Genomic DNA, 14,873 nt, shown 5'->3' on the forward strand with positions numbered 1-14,873 from the left:
ATCAAGGACGCACCAGGATCACGCGATGTGACCGCTCAGCGGAACAAGGGCCACGGCGCGAGAAAGATCAGCCAGATCAGCAGCAGGATGCCGAGGTACTTGCAGGCCTTGTACAGCTTCTTATAGCGGCTCTTGAAGGCCGCCTTGAATGCGTGGCCGGCGCCGCGCTTGCGCTGGCTGAGCGCAAACAGCCGGTTCACGAAACCGGTTTTCTCCGTTTCGCCCTCGGTGTTCGGCGAAGCGGTGATCTTGCCCATGAATACGCCGACGCGATGATTGATCGCGTTCATCCAGCGCGTGCGCAATGGCCGCTCGATATCGGCGAACAGGATCACCCGGGTCTGCCCGGTCTTGTTCTCGGCCCAGTGCACATAGGTTTCGTCGAACACCACGTCCTTGCCGTCGCCCCAGGCATGCTCTTCGCCATCGACGAAGATGCGACAGTCCCGCGAGTTCGGCGTGATCAGGCCCAGGTGGTAACGCAACGAACCGGCAAACGGATCGCGATGGGGGTTGAGCTTGCTGCCGGGTGGCAGCAGCGCGAACATCGCCGCCTTCACGCTGGGAATCGACTTAAGCAGGGCCACCGTCTGCGGACACAATGCTTCGGCGGAGGTCAGTGGCTCGCCGTACCATTTCAGATAGAAACGCTTCCAGCCCTGCTTGAAGAAACTGTTGAAGCTGGCATCGTTGTTCTTCGCGGCAGCGCGGATATAACCCTCGTCGAACAGGTGCGCAGCCTCGTCGCGAATGACCTTCCAGTTCGCCTGCAACAGATCCAGCTGCGGGAAGCCGCGGCGATCGAGAATGGGTCGCGCCGGCACGGCCGAAAAGGCGTACATCAGCAGGTTGTAGGGTGCGAAGATCGCCGAGTGATCGACCAGTTGGCGATCGAAGCGCAGCCGCGTCCGCCCGCGCAGGTGCACCAGCAGTACGCATAGCGCAAACAGCAAAAACAGGGCCAGCAGTACGAGGCGAGGGGCAAGAATCATGTTCGTGGGCACAACCGTGAAATGGCAGCGACTCTTATTCTACTCGCTTGCGGATGGGCGCTATCCACGAACCGACATGGTCTTCGCACGCTGCTGCTCGGTCAGGGCCACATGCTGCTCGGCAGTGATTGGTTCATGTACCGGCGCCTGTGTGACGGCGCCCTTGTGGCGCAGCGCGGCGATCATGTTGGCGGCAGGGTAGCGGCCTGTCGACAGCGCTGCTGCGTCAAGCGCATGGATACGATCGATCAGTGCCTGATCGTCCACCTGCTGCGGATCGAAATTGAATCCGATCCGCCGCTCGATGAACGGCACGATGGCAGCGCCGAAACTGAAGAACAGTTCGAAGTCGAACTCAGCCAGCAGGCAACCGACGATATCCTGCGCTCGCACGCCCTCGTTGGAATAGGCGGCGTGGTCGATCGGCCGGTAGCGCGTCTGCATCGCGTTGAAGTGACGATCGTGCCGCTTGGCGGCCGGCAATTCTGCCCAGACCCGTTGCACTTCGGTTTCCACATCCGGCCATAGCAAATGGCCGTTGCGACCGATGATGTCGGAGCTGAGCAGCGTGCCTCCCGGCGTCAGTGAATCGCGCAGGGAGCGGCAGAATGTCTCCAACTCGGTGACGTGATGGAAAAACTGGTTGACGATGATGACATCCTGCGGCGGCAGCTTGAACGCCAGGTTGCAGTCGCGTGCCTCGAATGCCATCAAGGCGCTGACTTGGCGAGCCTGTGCCGTGGCGGCAGCTCGGCGCATCAGTGCCGGGTTGAAATCGATGCAAGTGATGTGCGCTTGCACCCCGGCTGCCTTCAGTTGTTCGGCCAGACCCACCTCCATGTCGCAGGCGCCTGTGCCTACACTCAGTACGCGCACCGGTGTGTTGCCGGCTGACGCACTTTGCCGGATGCGGCTGAGGAAGAACGATTCCGGCGAGTCGATGCCAAGTCGGTGTGCGTCGGGCGCCAGATAACGGCTCGACCAGTAGCCAAAGATCGGCGGCAATGTCTCGCCCTGGTATTGCGGCGTCAAGTTGAATGCTGCGCGTTCCGCGAAGGCGCGCAGTCTGCGGCTTGCTGTAGCCGGCAGCACCTTGGCAAGGGCAGCAATGGTTCGCTTGGCGACCAGGCGATGGCGGTAGGCAAAGGTACTCAAGGACATGACGCGGACTTTATCTGATCACGGCCTGCGGCAGGATGAATCATGCGATGGATTGGGTCGACCAGTACCACATTGCGTGCGCGTAACGGTTTTGGATCACGCTGGATGCTCGCCCCACTGCCGACGTTGAGCGCCGGCAGCGGGGCCACGTGCGTTGCATGCAGTCGAGCTTAAAGGGACTCCGCCGCGAAATCCGCCAGCCGCGAGCGTTCGCCACGACGCAGGGTGATGTGTGCCGAATGCTCCCACTGCTTGAAGCGATCCACCGCGTAGGTGAGGCCGGAGGTGGTTTCGGTGAGGTAGGGCGTGTCGATCTGCTCGACGTTGCCGAGGCAGACGATCTTGGTGCCGGGGCCGGCGCGCGTGATCAACGTCTTCATCTGCTTCGGGGTGAGGTTTTGTGCCTCGTCGATGATCAGGTAACGCGACAGGAAGGTGCGCCCACGCATGAAGTTGAGCGAGCGGATCTTGATGCGCGAGGCAAGCAGATCGTTGGTCGCCTGGCGTCCCCAGCTGCCCCCGTCCTCGGGATTGGCGAGCACTTCGAGGTTGTCAGTCAATGCACCCATCCACGGTGTCATCTTCTCTTCCTCGGTGCCGGGCAGGAAGCCGATGTCCTCGCCGACCGAGACCGTGGCGCGGGTCATGATGATCTCGCGGTAGCGCTGCTGATCCATCACTTGCGCCAGGCCGGCAGCGAGTGCCAGCAAGGTCTTGCCGGTGCCGGCGTTGCCGAGCAGGGTGACGAAGTCGACGTCCGGATCCATCAGTACGTTGAGCGCAAAGTTCTGCTCGCGGTTGCGTGCACCGATGCCCCACACATGATGGTTGGCATGTGAGTGGTCGTCCAGCAGCACCAGGGTGGCGGTGGCGTCGTCGATATGCAGCACGCGCAGTTCGACCGCGTTTTCACCGGGAAGGAACAGACACTCGTTGGGATGCCAGGCATCCTCCTCGCGCCGATCCACCTTGTAGAACGTGCGGCCGCGCTCGGTCCAGGACTGCACTTCCGGATGCTTGTCCCAGAAGTCCTCGGGCAGCTCGGTCGAGCCGGTGTACAGCAGGGAGAAATCATCGAGCGCACGATCGTTCTCGTAATCCTCGGCGACGATGCCGTTGATGCTCGCCTTGATCCGCAGGTTGATGTCCTTGGTGACCAGGATCACCGCGCGATCGGGATTCTGGTCGCGCAGCTCGATCACCGCCGACAGGATCTGGTTGTCGGCCTTGGTGTGACCGTTGCTGCTGGTGCGGTGCTGGAAATACAGCCGACCGACGGAGCCGCCACGCTTGAGCTTGATGCCCTGCGGGTTGCTCAGTTCCAGTCCCTCGCTGAGGTCATGCTGCTTGCCCAGCTCGATCAGCTCGTTGAGGAAGCGACTGACCTGGCGGCCGTTGCGCGAGACTTCCGAGGCGCCTTTCTTTTTTTCGTCCAGTTCCTCCAGCACGGTCATCGGGATGAAGACGTCGTGTTCCTCGAAGCGGAACAGCGAGGTCGGGTCATGCAGCAGGACGTTGGTGTCGAGAGCGTAGATGCGCTTGCTTCCGGTCATGCGGAAGTGTCCTCGCTGGTGGGGAGATGAAAGAGCCGCGATGCACGGCGCACCGCGGGAGCGTGATGACGGCACGGAGCGCCGGCTGGTTGCCGGCAAGCCATGCGGGTGAATACCGTAAAGAGTGGCTCGGTCACTGGGTGGGAATGGTGTCGAGCACGGCCTGGGCGTGGCCAGGTACTTTCACTCCGCGCCATTCCTGGACCAGTTTTCCGTCGGGATCGATCAGGAAGGTGCTGCGTACGATGCCCAGATAACGTTTCCCGTACAGCACCTTCTCTTGGATCACATCGAATGCCTGGCACCAGGTTTCATCGGGGTCGGAAACCAGCGGGAACGGCAATTCCTGCTTCGCGACAAAATTAGCGTGCGATTTTACGGAATCACGTGACACTCCGATGACCTCCGCATGGCGCTGGCGAAATGCCGGGTACAGGTCGCGAAAATCCTTTGCTTCGTTGGTGCAGCCGGGTGTGCTGTCCTTGGGATAGAAATACACCACCACCCATTGACCCTTCAGGCTGGTCAGTTTCAATGCATGACCGTCGTTGGTGACACCACTGAGGGAAGGGATTTTCTTGCCAATTTCGGGCATGGCTATTCCTGCGCAGCGGAAAGCCGCTGCGCACACAGATGAAAAGGAAGATTCGGGAACTGGCTGACGGTGAACACTGCGGGCGGTGCGCAGAAGGCGATCGGGTTGGATCGGCACACTGACGGCAATGCAGGGTTCCTCGGTAGTCCGGGAGCAAGACTAGCGCGTGCGTGCCCGCCGATAACAGTCCTTGTCAGACGCCCCGGATCGCGCGATGCTCAGAACTTCACCGGATCCATGATCGCATCCAGATTCAGGCCGTCGCACAGCTCGAGGAAATCGTCGCGCAGCGCGGCAATATGGATCTCCGCCGGGATGCCGATGGTGAACTGGGCCTGGAACATCTCCGCGCCGGTCTGCATCGCCTGGTAACGGGTGGAATTAAGCTGCTCCACACTGATCTCGTGCTGGGTGAAGAACTCCACGATCCGCGCCACGATGCCGGGCCGGTCAGCCGCGACCACCTCGACCAGATAAGGCAACAGGTGCGAGCTGTTCTCGCGCGGGCCGGTACGGTAGTGCACCAGTCGCAGGCTCTCGTCGCGGGCCAGCTTGGTCACGGCGGTTTCCAGCTTGGCCAGTGCATCCCATGCGCCACTGGCCAGCAGCATCAGCGAGATCTCCGTGCCGATCGTCGACACGCGTGACTCGGACAGGTTGCAGCCGGCGTCGGCGATGCGCTTGGCCAGTGCCAGCAACGGCGATTTGTTCGCCGGCGTGAGTGCCTGGATCAGCAGCTGATTATCGTTGCCAGCACGCGCAACCGGGGCAGAAGGGACGGAAGTAGGTTTCAAGGGTTCTACCTGTGGCGTCATGCCGCGTGATGCGGAAACGATGAGATTACTCCGATCGAGCTTACTTGCCCGTCTCCTGAGGCGACAAGTAACATGCGCGGTTGGATCCGTAGCGGAATCGAGTCTTGAACATTCGTGGAAGCATCTGCGCGCTGGTGACCCCGTTCGCGGCCGACGGTGCCCTTGACTTGGCGGCATTCGGCCGACTGCTCGACCATCAGCTTGCCGGCGGCACGCAGGCGCTGGTAGTCGCCGGTTCCACCGGTGAGGCGCACATGCTGGAGCACGACGAGTTCGATCGGCTGCTGGCGTTTGCAGTCGAACACGTGGCTGGCCGCGTGCCGGTGCTCGCCGGCACCGGCGAAGCCGGTACCGCAAAGACCGTCACCTTGACCCAGCGGGCCAAGGCGTTAGGGGCCGATGCGGCGCTGGTGGTGACACCGTATTACGTGCGCCCGACCCAGGAGGGCCTGCGCCGGCATTTTCTCGAAGTGGCTGAACGCGGTGGCCTCCCGGTGGTGCTGTACAACGTGCCTGGTCGTACCGGCTGCGACCTGCTGCCGTCGACAGTTGCCGGGTTGCGCGAGCACCCGGCGATCATCGGCATCAAGGAGGCGCGCGGCGATCGCGAACGGATTTCGGCGCTGGCGGAACTTGTGCGCACGGATTTCGTCTATCTGTCCGGTGACGACGGCAGTGCCGGCGAAGCCATGCTGGCAGGTGCAGCCGGTACGATCTCGGTGGTGGCCAACCTGGCGCCGCAGGCATTTCGGGCATTGTGCGATGCGGCTGTGGGCGGCGATCATGCTGCCACGGCGCGGTGTCATGCGATACTTGAGCCATTGGTAGAGGCGCTCAACTGCGCGCCTAACCCGATCGCGGTCAAGGCGGGCCTGCCATTGCTGGGGCTGGGTCTGCCATTGCCGAGATTGCCCCTGGTTGAACTGAACGACGGTCCGGATCGCGCCCGATTGCACCAAGCGCTGTCCAGTCTGGCATCCTTGACGACTGCGGCCAGCTGACCGGTTGCCTGATTTACTTACGGAATCCCATTACATGAAGAAAACCTCACTTCTCGTGGCCTTGTCGGCCGTGGCCCTCAGCGGGCTGCTGCTTTCCGGCTGCGGCATGTTCCGCTCGCACAAGGCGTGGGACACCGCCCAGCAGGAATCGCCACTGGAGATTCCGCCGACACTGGACCGGCCCTCGACCAGCGATGCGCTGGCGATCCCGCCGGCGGGTGCGAACCAGCCGACCTCGAACGGAGCAGTCGCCCGTCTCAACGGAGCCGACGGCCAGATCGCCGATGGTTTCGTGGTGGCCGACAGTGTCGACAATACCTATCGCAAGGTGGGTGAGGTATTGCAGGATGGCAGCCTGGGCCAGGTGGCCGGCCATGACGATGCTGCCCATGGCTACACGCTCAGTGTGCCGAGCGCCATCGCGAAGCAACCAAAGAAGAAAGGCTTCTTCGGCCGCATGTTCAGCCATGACAAGAGCAATTCCAGCACTGCATCGGCCGGTTCCACGTATCCGGTGCAGATCAGCATCGGCAACAGTGGCACCAATGCCAGCGAGATCCGCGCGCAGGGCAATGCCGGTGCCGTGGCCAAGGTGATCGACACGCTGAAGTCGCGTCTGGGCAACTGAGCGCTCCAAACCCCGCAAACAAGAACGCCGCCTCAAGGGCGGCGTTCTTGTTTGGAGAGGGCGCGGGATTCAGCGCTGCAATAGTTTGAGCTTGTCCGGCTTGCCTTCCCAGTCCTTGGCGTCAGCCGGGCTGTCCTTGCGCTCGGTGATCACGGGCCAGTCTTTCGCCAGTTCCGCGTTGAGCGCGACAAAGGCTTCCTGGCCGGCCGGCACATCGTCTTCCGGGTAGATCGCGTTGATCGGGCACTCCGGCTCGCACAAGGTGCAGTCGATGCACTCGTCTGGATCGATCACGAGAAAATTGGGGCCTTCATGGAAGGCATCGACCGGGCAGACCTCGACGCAATCGGTGTATTTGCACTTGATGCAGTTGTCGATGACGACGAAAGTCATGGAAGCAATTCAGCCGTATGGATGGCGGTCGAGGAGGCTCTTGCGAAGAGTGCGGCCATGGATGGCCGCTTCTGATCTGGCCAATAGCCAAGGTGCGCGAGTTGTCGGGACCTTTCCAGACAACGGCAATCATGGAAGATTGCACAAATAAAAATGGTGCTCCCTACGAGACTCGAACTCGTGTTCCCGCCTTGAGAGGGCAGTGTCCTAGGCCACTAGACGAAGGGAGCGTTATCCTGCGAGGCGCGCTAGTATAACGGAATTGTTTCGTCCGGCAATGTCTGGCGCGCATCGGCTTTCGCCGTCCGCAACATATACTGCCCGTGCGTGCACCTGCAGTAGCGGGCAGCGCAACTCGTTGAACACCAGGGCGGCTTCGCCGCACAAGGATTCTGACCGCTTGAACCTCGAATCAAGGATCGACCCCACGCCAGCGCTGCGGATCATTCCGCGCGATCAGCACACCATTTCCCGCAAGAACATCAGCAAGGCAGCGCTGCGGGTGCTGTATCGGCTGAACGAGGCCGGCTTTGCGGCTTATCTGGTCGGCGGCGCAGTGCGCGACCTGCTGCTGGGCCTGCAGCCGAAAGACTTCGACGTCGCCACCGACGCGACGCCGGATGAGGTGAAGAAGCTGTTTCGCAACTGCCGCCTGATCGGCCGTCGCTTCCGTCTGGCCCATGTGGTGTTCGGGCCGGAAATCATCGAAGTGGCGACGTTCCGCGGTCTCGGCGAGGAGGGCGGCGAGGGCGATCGCCACATCGTCGACGGCCGCATCGTGCGCGACAATATCTGGGGCACCATCGAGGAGGACGCGATACGCCGCGACTTCCGCGTCAACGCGCTGTATTACGACATCAGCGATTTCTCGGTGCGCGACTACGTCGGCGGCATGCAGGATCTCGAAGATCGTGCATTGCGCCTGATCGGCGATCCGGTCACCCGCTATCGCGAGGATCCGGTACGCATGCTGCGTGCCGCGCGGCTGGCGGCCAAGCTCGACATGCGCATCGATGCAGCGGCGATGGCGCCGTTCGAGAGCCTCGGGCCGTTGCTGGCAGAGGCGGCGCCGGCGCGGCTGTTCGACGAATCGCTGAAGATGTTCCTCAGCGGCAACGGCTTGAAGAGTTTCCGCATGCTGGAACAGTGCGGCCTGCTGAAATTCCTGTTTCCGGTGACGGCGCGGGCACTCAAGCGTGGTGACGAGGCGCTGCGTTCGCTGGTCGAGCAAGGTCTGGCCAATACCGATGCGCGGGTCACCGAAGGCAAGTCGGTCACCCCGGCGTTCCTGTTTGCGGTACTGCTGTGGGGTGAGGTGCGCGATGTAGCGCACCACTGGATCGCGCGGGGCCAGGACAGCAACGAGGCGTGGGCACGCGCCGCCGCCCAGGTGGTCGGCGAGCAATGCCAGCGGGTGGCAATCCCGCGCCGGTTCACCTTCACCATGGAGGAGATCTGGTCGCTGCAGCCACGCTTCGAGCAGGTGCAGCGCAAGCGCGTATTCCGCCTGATGACGCATCCGCGTTTTCGCGCCGCGTTCGATTTCCTGCTGCTGCGCGCGGCCGAATCGCCGGCGATGCACGAGCTTGGCCAGTGGTGGGCACATGCACAACAGTTGCCGCAGGAAGTGCTGGCTGCTGCGCTGCCGGCAGGCGGCGGCAGCGCGAGCGACCATATTCCCGTGCCGGTAGCTGGCAAGCCGCCGCGTCCACGCCGGCGTCGACGCAGACCTGGCGACAAATCGGGTTCCGTGTGACGCTGGCCTATATCGCGCTGGGCAGCAATCTGGGTGATCCGAAGCAGCAGTTGCTTGACGCCATGAATGCATTGGCGAACCTGCCGGATACCCGTCTGTTGCAGTGTTCGCCGCTGTACCGCACGCCGCCATGGGGCATGCTGGAACAACCGCCGTTCGTCAATGCCGCGGTACTGGTGGATACTTCGCTGTCGCCGCATGCGTTGCTTGATGGGCTGTTGGAGATCGAGCAGCGCGCCGGCCGCGTGCGTGCCGAACGCAACGGACCGCGCACACTGGATCTGGACCTGCTGCATGTCGAGGGTGTGCAACTCGACGATGCCCGTTTGACCCTGCCGCACCCGCGCATGACTGAACGTGCATTCGTGCTGCTGCCGTTGCATGATCTTGCGCCGACGCTGCGGCTGCCTGGACAGGGCACGGTGGCGGAACTGCTGGCGCAGCTCGATCTTGCCGGTTGTGAAAAATTGCCTTGAGCCCTTCTCGTGGCGCGCCGGATAATCGGTGCCTGCAACTACCCAGGAATTGCCGTGTACGTGCAAAACGCCAGTACCCCCGAACGCAAGCCGGTGACCGTGCCGGGCCTGCGTGCGATGAAGGCGCAGGGGCGGCGCATTGTCATGCTCACCGCCTATGACGCCAGCTTTGCCTGGCAGCTGGAGGCGGCTGGCGTTGACGTTGCGCTGGTCGGCGATTCGCTCGGCATGGTGGTGCAGGGCCATGCCAGCACGCTGCCGGTGACGCTCGATCACATGGTCTATCACACCGCCGCAGTGGCCCGTGGACTGTCGTCGACCCTGCTGGTCGCAGACATGCCGTTCATGGCCGATCGCGATGTAGCGCATGCACTGGAAGCTGGTGCGCGGCTGGTCGGCGAAGCCGGTGCGGCGATGGTGAAGATCGAAGGTGCGGCGCCGCATATCCTCGAGGCGATTGCCGCCCTGACCGCACGCGCGATACCGGTCTGCGCGCATCTTGGGCTGACGCCGCAGTCGGTGCACAAGTTCGGTGGCTTCCGCATCCAGGGTCGCGAACAGACAGCCGCCGATCACGTGCTGGCCGAGGCGCTGGCGGTGCAGGCAGCCGGTGCGGATCTGCTGGTACTCGAAGGTGTGCCGAGCAGTCTGGGCGAGCGGGTGACCGCTGCGGTGAACATTCCCGTCATCGGCATCGGTGCCGGCCCGGATTGCGACGGACAGGTGCTGGTGATCCATGACATGCTCGGCATCACGCCGGGCAAGCGACCGAAGTTCAGCAAGGATTTTCTGGCTGGGCGCGATTCGGTGGCAGCGGCGATCGCTGCCTATGCCGAGGATGTGCGCAACGGTGCGTTTCCCGCGCCCGAACATTGTTTCAACTGATCAGCGAGTCACCGCACCATGCAAACCGTCCAGGATGCACCCGCCCTGCGCGCCGCGATTCGCGGCTGGCGCACCAAGGGTCAGACGGTGGGCTTCGTGCCGACCATGGGCAACCTGCATGCGGGTCATCAATCGCTGATCAAGCTGGCGCGGGCGCGTACCGACCGGGTGGTCGCCAGCGTGTTCGTCAATCCCACCCAGTTCGGTCCGAACGAGGATTTCGAACGTTATCCGCGCACCTTGCTGCAGGATCAGACAGCCTTGACCGAGCAGGATTGCGACCTGCTGTTTGCACCGGACGTGGCCACGATCTATCCGTTTGGTGCAGAACACAGTGTCAGCCTGCGCGTGCCGCAGATCACCGAGACGCTGGAAGGCGCGCATCGGCCCGGACATTTCGACGGTGTCGCCACCGTGGTTTGCAAGCTGTTCAACCTGGTGCAGCCGGATCTGGCCGTGTTCGGGCAGAAGGACTTCCAGCAGCTGAAGGTGATCGAACGGATGGTGCGGGATCTGTCGCTGCCGGTGAAGGTGATGGCCGCACCCACCCTGCGTGCCGATGATGGGCTGGCGCTGAGCTCGCGCAACCAGTACCTGTCCGCCGAGGAGCGTGCACGCGCGCCGCTGATCCACGATACCTTGCTGAAAATGCGTGAGTTGCTGGGCAAGGGCCATGCATGGCGTGCGCTGGAGCAGGTCGCCGCGGCACGCCTGATGCGTGCCGGTTTCGTACCCGATTACGCGGTGATCCGCCGCGCCGAGGACCTGGCCGAGCCGGCCGAAGGCCAGCGTGACGGCCTGATCGCCCTGATTGCGGCACGCCTGGGCCAGACCCGTCTGATCGACAACTTGCTGTTCGACTGAGCGGCCCGCATATCGTGACCGAAACCGCCGATGTTGCGATGCAGCGTCAACGGTTCGATAATGCCCAGCTTCGCAGCGTCCCTGCCGGAAAGAACGTCATGCACCTGAACATGCTCAAGGCCAAGATCCACCGCGCGACGGTGACCCATGCCGAGCTGCACTACGAAGGCTCGATCGCGATCGACGGCGTGCTGCTGGATGCCTCGGGTATCCGCGAGTACGAGCAGATCCACGCCTGGAACATCAACAACGGCAAGCGCTTCGTCACCTATGCGCTGCGTGCCGAAGAAGGCTCCGGCATCATCTCGGTGAACGGCAGTGCCGCGCATCGGGCGAAGCCGGGCGACCTGATCATCATCGCCGCTTTTGCGCAGCTGTCGGAGGCGGAGCTAAAACAGTTCCAGCCGACGCTGGTCTACGCTGATGCCAACAATCGCATCTCGCACACCAACCGCTCGATTCCCAAGCAGATGGCAGCTGTCTGATCGGGTTCTGCTGAGCCGTAGTCGTGGCGCCTGATTCATCGCGGCCGCATCAGCTTCGATGTCTGTCCAGCGCCCACTGCACATGCTCGCGCACCACGTCGGAGGCGTGTCCCTGACGGGACTGCAACGCGCCTGTCACCTCGGCAGACGAGGGTGCATTGCCCAGCGCCACCGCGATATTGCGCAACCAGCCTTCGTAACCGGTGCGGCGGATCGCCATGCCCTCGGTACGTTTGAGGAACTCGTCCTCGCTCCAGGCAAACAGTTCGACCAGCTTCGCGCCGTCGAGGCTGTGGCGCGGGGCGAAGTCGGGCTCGCTGGTGTCCTGTGCGAACTTGTTCCACGGACAGATCAGCTGACAGTCGTCGCAGCCGAAGATGCGGTTGCCGATTGGCGTGCGCAGATCTTCCGGAATGCTGCCCTTGAGTTCGATCGTGAGATAGGAAATGCAGCGTTTTGCATCCAGCCGGTACGGTCCGAGAATCGCCTGAGTCGGACAGATCTCGATGCAGCGGCTGCAACTGCCGCAGTGCGCGCTGGCCGGTGTGTCGATCGGCAACGGCAGATCGGTATACAGCTCGCCTAGAAAGAAATACGAACCGGCGTGGCGATTGATCAGCACGGTGTGCTTGCCGATCCAGCCCAGCCCCGCGTTGCGCGCCAGAGCCTTCTCCAGCACCGGCGCGGAATCCACGTAAGCGCGATAGCCGAAGTCGCCGACCACGGTGTGGATACACTCGGCCAGCTTCTGCAGGCGGTTGCGCATCAGCTTGTGGTAATCGCGGCCCAGCGCATAGCGCGACACGTAGCCGGCCTCGCCGTCCGCCAGCACGTCCCACGCGTTCGCGGTGCCCGGCGGGATGTAATCCATGCGTACCGAGATGACGCGTTGTGTGCCCGGCTCCAGTTCGGCCGGGCGGCTGCGCCGGGTGCCGTGGCGGGCCATGTATTCCATCTCGCCGTGATGGCCATGCTCGAGCCAGCGCTGCAGATGCGCTTCGTCCTCGCCCAGATCGGTGCCGCTGATGCCGGCCTCGGCGAAGCCCAGTTCGACGGCCCAGCGCTTGATGTCGCCGGCCAGCGCGGCGTAATCGGGAGCGGTGCGGACATCGGTCGTGGACATCTGTCTATTGTAGATGCGGGCCATGCCTATAATTCGCGTATGTCAGCCCATCCCCATCGCAGCGCGCTCTACACCGTCGAACAGGTGCGTGAGATGGAGCGCGCGGCGCTCGCCACCATGGGCATCTCCGGTCACGATCTGATGCGTCGTGCCGCCAGTGCGGCGCTCGCCAGCCTGCGTCGACACTGGCCGCAGGCTCGCCGTATCGGCATCTGTTGCGGGCCCGGCAACAACGGTGGCGACGGTTTCCTGCTCGGTGTGCTGGCGCGTGAAGCCGGATTGCAGGTCGAGCTGGTGGCGCTGAACGCGACAGCGCACGGCGACGCGGCGCTGGCACGAGGCGAATGGGAGGTTGCTGGTGGCCAGGTGCGTCTGTGGGATGCGGAAAGCCGGTTGCCGATGGCAGACGTGTTTGTGGACGCGTTGTATGGCCTTGGTCTCAATCGTGCGCCCGAGCCGTCCGCGGCACGTTTGATCGATGGCATCCATGCGAGCGGCAAGCCGGTGCTGGCACTGGATATACCTACCGGGCTGAATGCCGACAGTGGGCACTGCCCCGGGGCGGCGATCCGCGCGGATGTCACCGTGACGTTTATCGTCGGCAAGCGTGGGCTGCACACGGGACGCGCGGCGGATCAGGTTGGCGAGCTGGAACTGGCCAGCCTGGGCGTGCCCGAGAGCATCTGCGCGCGCGTTCAACCCGATGCCCAGCTGTTGATCGCCGATGCGCTACCGCCGCGTGCCCGCTACGCCAACAAGGGCTCGAACGGTCATGTGCTGGTGATCGGTGGGGATCACGGCATGGCCGGTGCGGCGTGTCTGGCTGGCGAGTCCGCCTTGCGCGCCGGCGCTGGACTGGTCAGCGTGGCAACGCGGGCCGAACACGTGCTGGCCTTGAATGCCACGCGCCAGGAATTGATGGTGCACGCGGTCGAGGGAGTGCCGTCGCTGATACCGTTGCTTGGGCGCGCCAGTGTCCTGGCACTCGGACCGGGCCTGGGGCAGGGCGATTGGGCTCACGCACTGTGGCAGGCCGCGCTGAATGCAGACAAGCCGCTGGTACTCGATGCCGATGGTCTGAACCTGCTGGCGCACAAGCCGTGCACGTTCAGCGTGCCGACCGTGCTGACTCCGCACCCGGGCGAGGCGGCTCGCTTGCTGGGTGTGTCAACGGCAGATGTCGAACGGGACCGCTTTGCTGCGGTACGCGAACTGGCGCGCTGCTATGCCGCCATCGTGGTGCTGAAAGGTTCGGGCAGCCTGATCGCCGATCCGAATGGACGTCTGGACGTCTGTCCGTGGGGCAACCCCGGCATGGCGTCGGGTGGCATGGGTGATCTGCTCACCGGCATCGTCGCGGCATTGCTGGCGCAGGGCTGCACGGCGTGGCAGGCCGCGTGCCTAGGGGTGGGTCTGCACGCGCGCGCCGGCGATCTGGCCGCGCAGCATGGCGAGCGCGGGCTGCTGGCGAGTGACCTGCTGGCGCCGCTGCGTACGCTTGGCAACGGCTTGGCGGGGCATGTGCATGGCTGAGCGTTTTGATTTCGAGCGGCAGTGGTCGTTGCCTGACGAGACGGCTACCGCTGTGCTGGGTAAGCGAGTGGCGAGTGCGCTGGACAATGGCCTGGTGCTCTATCTGCATGGCCCGCTCGGCGCCGGCAAGACCAGTTTCGCGCGAGCCCTGCTGACCGCGCTGGGCGTGGGCGAGCGCATCAAGAGTCCTACCTACAGCCTGATCGAGGGCTACATCGCCGCGGAGCGACCCGCCTGGCATCTCGATCTGTACCGGATTGCCGACCCGGGTGAACTGGAGTGGCTGGGACTGGATGCGCTGGCCGATCCGGCGGCTGTGGTATTGGTGGAGTGGCCTGAGCGCGGTGCTGGCGCATTGCCGGCCGCCGATCTGGCTGTGCATCTGGATTACGCCGGACACGGCCGCCACGCGCGGCTGCGCGCCTTCACGGCACGAGGCGAGCAGTTGCTTTCGCGCCTGCCCTGAGCAGGCTTAAGTGTCGATTCCTCCGGGAGAAATTGTCGCTCAGCTGATTCGGGTCAGGATCTGTTCGAAATGCGTGGCTTGCGGTCGATAACTTGATGTAGCTTGATGAATGATCTGCAGGTTATGGATATTGAAGGGAAAATACTC

16 protein-coding genes and 1 tRNA gene are annotated in these 14,873 nt (G+C 63.4%); 9 read left to right on the top strand and 8 right to left on the bottom strand.

The window, feature by feature from the left end; genetic code table 11:
* Positions 1-35: 35 nt before the first annotated feature.
* The 5 genes from B0E48_RS04940 to B0E48_RS04960 form a co-directional block, all read right to left on the bottom strand.
* Complete coding sequence (locus tag B0E48_RS04940) at positions 36-992, bottom strand: aspartyl/asparaginyl beta-hydroxylase domain-containing protein (protein WP_077516433.1); 957 nt, start codon at positions 990-992, stop codon at positions 36-38.
* Positions 993-1,052: 60 nt separating this feature from the next.
* Positions 1,053-2,153, bottom strand: coding sequence for a class I SAM-dependent methyltransferase (locus tag B0E48_RS04945; RefSeq protein WP_077516435.1), 1,101 nt, complete (start codon positions 2,151-2,153; stop codon positions 1,053-1,055).
* 170 nt (positions 2,154-2,323) lie between these two features.
* Positions 2,324-3,706 carry a PhoH family protein gene (locus tag B0E48_RS04950; protein WP_077516437.1) on the bottom strand — a complete coding sequence of 461 codons (1,383 nt, stop codon included), beginning with the start codon at positions 3,704-3,706 and terminating at the stop codon, positions 2,324-2,326.
* Positions 3,707-3,839: 133 nt separating this feature from the next.
* Complete coding sequence (locus B0E48_RS04955; protein ID WP_077516438.1) at positions 3,840-4,301, bottom strand: peroxiredoxin; 462 nt, start codon at positions 4,299-4,301, stop codon at positions 3,840-3,842.
* 218 nt (positions 4,302-4,519) lie between these two features.
* Positions 4,520-5,095, bottom strand: coding sequence for a glycine cleavage system protein R (locus tag B0E48_RS04960; RefSeq protein ID WP_254423844.1), 576 nt, complete (start codon positions 5,093-5,095; stop codon positions 4,520-4,522).
* Between the two features lie 125 nt (positions 5,096-5,220).
* Between B0E48_RS04960 and dapA the strand changes: the two genes are divergently transcribed.
* Complete coding sequence (gene dapA / locus B0E48_RS04965) at positions 5,221-6,117, top strand: 4-hydroxy-tetrahydrodipicolinate synthase (protein WP_077516439.1); 897 nt, start codon at positions 5,221-5,223, stop codon at positions 6,115-6,117.
* A 34-nt stretch (positions 6,118-6,151) separates the two neighbouring features.
* The gene (locus B0E48_RS04970; RefSeq protein WP_077516440.1) at positions 6,152-6,745 is read left to right on the top strand and encodes a hypothetical protein; all 594 of its coding nucleotides are present in this window, start codon (positions 6,152-6,154) and stop codon (positions 6,743-6,745) included.
* A 69-nt stretch (positions 6,746-6,814) separates the two neighbouring features.
* Here the strand turns inward: B0E48_RS04970 and fdxA are convergent, their stop codons facing one another.
* Positions 6,815-7,138 carry a ferredoxin FdxA gene (gene fdxA / locus B0E48_RS04975; protein WP_077442435.1) on the bottom strand — a complete coding sequence of 108 codons (324 nt, stop codon included), beginning with the start codon at positions 7,136-7,138 and terminating at the stop codon, positions 6,815-6,817.
* 154 nt (positions 7,139-7,292) lie between these two features.
* Positions 7,293-7,368, bottom strand: a tRNA-Glu gene (locus tag B0E48_RS04980).
* 170 nt (positions 7,369-7,538) lie between these two features.
* Here B0E48_RS04980 and pcnB point away from each other — a divergent pair.
* The 5 genes from pcnB to panD all read left to right on the top strand — a co-directional run bounded on the left by pcnB (position 7,539) and on the right by panD (position 11,604).
* Positions 7,539-8,894 carry a polynucleotide adenylyltransferase PcnB gene (gene pcnB, locus B0E48_RS04985; RefSeq protein WP_077516442.1) on the top strand — a complete coding sequence of 452 codons (1,356 nt, stop codon included), beginning with the start codon at positions 7,539-7,541 and terminating at the stop codon, positions 8,892-8,894.
* Positions 8,891-9,370 (top strand): 2-amino-4-hydroxy-6-hydroxymethyldihydropteridine diphosphokinase, encoded by a 480-nt coding sequence (folK, locus tag B0E48_RS04990; RefSeq protein WP_077516444.1) that lies wholly within the window; start codon positions 8,891-8,893, stop codon positions 9,368-9,370. Before pcnB ends, folK begins: the two co-directional genes overlap by 4 nt.
* A gap of 54 nt (positions 9,371-9,424) precedes the next feature.
* Positions 9,425-10,255 carry a 3-methyl-2-oxobutanoate hydroxymethyltransferase gene (gene panB, locus B0E48_RS04995; RefSeq protein WP_077516446.1) on the top strand — a complete coding sequence of 277 codons (831 nt, stop codon included), beginning with the start codon at positions 9,425-9,427 and terminating at the stop codon, positions 10,253-10,255.
* Positions 10,256-10,273: 18 nt separating this feature from the next.
* The gene (gene panC, locus B0E48_RS05000) at positions 10,274-11,119 is read left to right on the top strand and encodes a pantoate--beta-alanine ligase (RefSeq protein ID WP_077516448.1); all 846 of its coding nucleotides are present in this window, start codon (positions 10,274-10,276) and stop codon (positions 11,117-11,119) included.
* 98 nt (positions 11,120-11,217) lie between these two features.
* Positions 11,218-11,604 (top strand): aspartate 1-decarboxylase, encoded by a 387-nt coding sequence (panD, locus tag B0E48_RS05005; protein ID WP_077516998.1) that lies wholly within the window; start codon positions 11,218-11,220, stop codon positions 11,602-11,604.
* 49 nt (positions 11,605-11,653) lie between these two features.
* Here panD and queG read toward each other — a convergent pair whose 3' ends face one another.
* A complete protein-coding gene (queG, locus tag B0E48_RS05010; RefSeq protein ID WP_077516450.1) occupies positions 11,654-12,751 on the bottom strand; it encodes a tRNA epoxyqueuosine(34) reductase QueG in 1,098 nt (365 codons plus the stop codon).
* Between the two features lie 15 nt (positions 12,752-12,766).
* On the opposite strand from queG, the gene B0E48_RS05015 reads away from it, so the two are divergent.
* Entirely contained in the window at positions 12,767-14,260 is a 1,494-nt protein-coding gene (locus B0E48_RS05015) for an NAD(P)H-hydrate dehydratase (RefSeq protein ID WP_077516452.1), read from the top strand.
* The gene (tsaE, locus tag B0E48_RS05020; protein ID WP_174566710.1) at positions 14,253-14,726 is read left to right on the top strand and encodes a tRNA (adenosine(37)-N6)-threonylcarbamoyltransferase complex ATPase subunit type 1 TsaE; all 474 of its coding nucleotides are present in this window, start codon (positions 14,253-14,255) and stop codon (positions 14,724-14,726) included. Before B0E48_RS05015 ends, tsaE begins: the two co-directional genes overlap by 8 nt.
* The last annotated feature ends 147 nt before the right edge of the window (positions 14,727-14,873 follow it).

The sequence above is a fragment of the Rhodanobacter sp. C03 genome, from assembly GCF_002001175.1.
GTDB lineage: Bacteria > Pseudomonadota > Gammaproteobacteria > Xanthomonadales > Rhodanobacteraceae > Rhodanobacter.

Coding starts and splice junctions, on each gene's coding strand:
- B0E48_RS04955 (WP_077516438.1), bottom strand. CDS start 4,301: ATGCCCGAAATTGGCAAGAAAATCCCTTCCCTCAGTGGTGTCACCAAC.
- panD (WP_077516998.1), top strand. CDS start 11,218: ATGCACCTGAACATGCTCAAGGCCAAGATCCACCGCGCGACGGTGACC.
- tsaE (WP_174566710.1), top strand. CDS start 14,253: ATGGCTGAGCGTTTTGATTTCGAGCGGCAGTGGTCGTTGCCTGACGAG.
- fdxA (WP_077442435.1), bottom strand. CDS start 7,138: ATGACTTTCGTCGTCATCGACAACTGCATCAAGTGCAAATACACCGAT.
- B0E48_RS04950 (WP_077516437.1), bottom strand. CDS start 3,706: ATGACCGGAAGCAAGCGCATCTACGCTCTCGACACCAACGTCCTGCTG.
- B0E48_RS04970 (WP_077516440.1), top strand. CDS start 6,152: ATGAAGAAAACCTCACTTCTCGTGGCCTTGTCGGCCGTGGCCCTCAGC.
- B0E48_RS04940 (WP_077516433.1), bottom strand. CDS start 992: ATGATTCTTGCCCCTCGCCTCGTACTGCTGGCCCTGTTTTTGCTGTTT.
- panC (WP_077516448.1), top strand. CDS start 10,274: ATGCAAACCGTCCAGGATGCACCCGCCCTGCGCGCCGCGATTCGCGGC.
- queG (WP_077516450.1), bottom strand. CDS start 12,751: ATGGCCCGCATCTACAATAGACAGATGTCCACGACCGATGTCCGCACC.
- B0E48_RS04945 (WP_077516435.1), bottom strand. CDS start 2,153: ATGTCCTTGAGTACCTTTGCCTACCGCCATCGCCTGGTCGCCAAGCGA.
- B0E48_RS05015 (WP_077516452.1), top strand. CDS start 12,767: ATGTCAGCCCATCCCCATCGCAGCGCGCTCTACACCGTCGAACAGGTG.